Source organism: Sphingomonas sp. S-NIH.Pt15_0812 (assembly GCF_003951315.1).
Lineage (GTDB): Bacteria > Pseudomonadota > Alphaproteobacteria > Sphingomonadales > Sphingomonadaceae > Sphingomonas.
In genome coordinates this window covers 1-3,471 of sequence record NZ_QLJH01000079.1, presented here as the reverse complement: position 1 = coordinate 3,471, position 3,471 = coordinate 1, and the positions used below count along the sequence as shown (strand labels likewise).

Below are 3,471 nucleotides of genomic sequence, written 5' to 3'. Positions count from 1 at the left end.
GCTGCGCGTTCACCGTCAGCGTCATCGCACCCGAGGCGAAGGCGTCGCCGCCCGCCTCGCTGCGGTGAGTCCAGCCGGTGGCGTCGGGCTTGGCATTCGGTCCTTCGCCGGGGGGCGCATCGACCTGAGTCCGGTCGGTCGCGATCGTCACGCGGACGATATTGGGCGCATAGGGTTCGATCGACACCAGGCTGCCGTTGCGGTCGAGCGTCGCGATGGGGGCTGCCGCTGCCACCGCCGGCATCGTCGCGACCGCGCATGTCAGTAGCAGGGCTGAGCGAAAGCGGTGTGCCCGCGCATGGTCGTCGCGGCTAAAGCGGAAAAGAGACACGTTATTCCTTTGCAGGCCAGGGCACCTATTCAGGCTGCCGCGATGGTGGAAGAACAGGGTCAGCACGAACGAAGCGGAGCGCTCATCATCGCCGCAGGCGTGATGACCGGCGCTCCCATGACGATATGGGCCATAGAACTTCTTGGTGACGTGGCGGCGGTGTGCGTGCTCGTATCGGTCATCGCCCGACCTCCCTCTTGGCGCCTTGCTGCGCCACTAATATCATACTAATCAGACTAGTAACGTTATCGCAAGTTCCTTTGCATCACTGGGTGCCATCATTTTTAAAAGAGGTAGGCGATGCTTTTCAGACGATTACTGGTATGCATCGTCGCGGCTGTCGGCGCGACATCAGCCGCTACGATCGCCGTTGGTCGCCTGCCACCGATCCCGGAAACGCCCTATGTCTGGCGCAATGTGGCGGTGGGTGCGGGCGGCTATGCGCCGAACATCGTGTTTAGCTTGGTGGAACGCGGCCTTGCCTATCTCCGCACTGATATGGGCGGGGCCTACCGTTGGGACGACACATCGCGGCGCTGGGTTGCGCTGCAGGACGACAATGCCGTCTCCAGCTACATGGGGATCGAGAGCATCGCCGCCGACCCGGTCAACGCGGATGTCGTCTATCTCGCCGCTGGCATGAACGCCGACCAGCCGGCGGCGATCCTGCGCTCGACCGATCGTGGACGGACATGGAGGGTCACACCGGTGCCGTTCGCGATGGGCGGCAACGAGCCGGGGCGCGGTCTTGGCGAGCGGCTCGCGATCGATCCCAATGACCCGCGCCGCCTGTTTTTTGGGTCGCGACACGACGGGTTGTGGCGCAGCGACGATGCAGGCGCGCACTGGGTGAAGGTCTTTGGCTTTCCCGCGCCGGGGCTAGGCAAGCCGGCACCCCGCACCAGCCACGGCGGCGTCTCCTTCGTCGCGATTGATCCGACTAGCGGGCGGCGGGGGGTGCCGTCGCGACGGTTGTGGGCGGGGATGGCAGATCCTGGTGCGACCATGCTCTACCGCTCAGAGGACGGCGGCGCGACCTGGATGGCGGTCCTAACCCCGGCGTTGTTCGCGGCCAAGGGCGTGATTGATCCGCGTGGCGTGCTGTGGGTCGGCTATGCCAGCGGTATCGGACCGAGTAACGCGACAACCGGCGCGGTGTGGCGCTACACCGCAGGCGGCGAGGCGCGCGACGTGACGCCGCCTGCGTGGCGTGCCAGCGGAGCGGAGGGCGGCTTCCTCGGCGTCGCGATCGCCCGCTCCGCGCCCGGTACAGTCGCGGTCTCTACCATCGACCGATACCGCGCCGGAGATTCGTTGTGGATCAGCCGCGACGACGGGGCGCACTGGGACGATGTCGGCGCGCGCAGCCGGCGCGACGTGTCCACGACCCCGTTCCTGCTCCATGAAGGCAAAGGCGCGGATTTCGGACACTGGGTCTCCGGCCTCGGAATTGACCCCTTCGACCCACGGCACATCGCCTACACGACCGGGGCCACCGTCTATGCCACCGGCACGCTAGGGCGCCGCGGACCGGTCGATTGGACACCATGGACGACGGGGATCGAACAGACCGCGATCATCACGCTGGTGTCGCCAACCGGAGGCGCACCGCTGATCTCCGGCTTTGGCGATCTCGCCGGCTTCGTGCATGCCGAACTCGACCGCTCGCCGCCACCCAGCTTCGTTAACCCGTACCTGTCAAACACCAACACGCTGGATTACGCTGGCCAGGCGCCGCACATCGTCGTGCGCAGCGGCAGCCTGTATGCCGATCACCCGCGGGACGCAACGCTGGGGCGATCGCAGGATGGTGGCCGTCACTGGACACCGGTGCGTGTACCGCCGATCGGAAGCCCGCCTGAACGTGATGACCTGATCGGGGAAGCGGCGATCACCGTTTCGGCGGACGGTATGACGATGGTGGTCGCCACACGCCAGCCGCAGGTGACAGGCGACAACGGACAACATTGGGAGGCAGTGCAAGGCTTGCCGGGTCGCACCCGGGCAGTGGCCGACAAGGTCGACCCGCGCCGCTTCTATGCGGTGGATGTAGAGGGCGGACGGTTGCTCCTCTCCCATGACGCGGCAAGAAGCTTTACGCCGGTTCTCGCTCGCGGCTTGCCAACAGACCTGAGGCCGGCCGGCCGAACCGGACGCGAGGCGCAAAGCGCATTGATCGCAACGCCCGGTCACGTCGGTGACCTCTGGTTACAGGCAGGAAAGCGACTGTTCCACAGTCGCGACGGCGGCCAGCATTTCACGGCTACAAGTAAACAACTCATCGTCGAACTCTACGGTGTGGGCCTAGGTTCACTGTTTGCGATTGGGACGCTGGACGGCGTGCGCGGCATCTGGCGCTCGGGTGACGAGGGACAGAAATGGCAGCGGATCGACGACGATTGCCATCGCTGGGGTGGTCGATACCGGGTGATCACAGGTGACCCGCGGCGTCCCGGGCGCGTGTATGTCGGTACGGACGGGCGCGGGCTGTTCTACGGTGATCCGAATACTAGGATCAAACGCTGATCGGCAGCCGTTCTCCTTGTAGGCACTTGCTCCCATGAGCGGCCCCCATCGGGTAGTCCGGGTTGATAGTTAGTGCATTGTGGTTTCCACCGCCATGGTCGGTCGGAGGTGGAGCGAAGCGGAACCGGAGACTGGCCATGGCGGTGTGGCCGCGTCTGGGGCCGGTGGACGGTAGCCCAGACTGCTGTGCGGGCTGACGGTGTTGTAGTGGCGCCGCCATGCCTCGATCAGCACCTTGGCCTCGGCGAGGCTGTAGAAGATCTCACCATTGAGCAGCTCATCGCGCAGCGACCCGTTGAAGCTTTCGTTATAGCCGTTCTCCCATGGCGAACCGGGCGCGATGTACAGCGTCTTCACACCGATCTGTCCGAGCCAGGTCTGGACCGCGGTGGTGATGAACTCGCTGCCGTTATCGGACCTGACATGGGCTGGCGGGCCCCGCTCGATGAACAGTTCTGCGAGTGCCGCCAGCACATCCTCATGGTTGAGCTGGCGCGCGACGACCAGTGCCAGGCATTCCCTGCTGGCCTCATCGATGATGGTCAGTATCCGGAACTTGCGCCCGTCATGCGTCCGCGCTTCGACGAAGTCGTACGCCCACACATGCCCCGGAT

2 protein-coding genes and 1 pseudogene are annotated in these 3,471 nt (G+C 65.2%); 1 reads left to right on the top strand and 2 read right to left on the bottom strand.

Going from position 1 to position 3,471, the window contains the following annotated elements; translation table 11 throughout:
* Positions 1-244, bottom strand: a pseudogene (locus tag BRX43_RS19890) (alpha-glucosidase); the annotation flags it as partial.
* 387 nt (positions 245-631) lie between these two features.
* Here BRX43_RS19890 and BRX43_RS19885 point away from each other — a divergent pair.
* Positions 632-2,857, top strand: a complete 2,226-nt coding sequence (locus tag BRX43_RS19885; RefSeq protein WP_241215103.1) for a hypothetical protein — start codon at positions 632-634, stop codon at positions 2,855-2,857.
* Between the two features lie 69 nt (positions 2,858-2,926).
* Here the strand turns inward: BRX43_RS19885 and BRX43_RS19880 are convergent.
* Positions 2,927-3,471 (bottom strand): integrase core domain-containing protein (locus tag BRX43_RS19880; protein WP_164523702.1); only part of this gene is annotated, 545 nt, incomplete at its 5' end.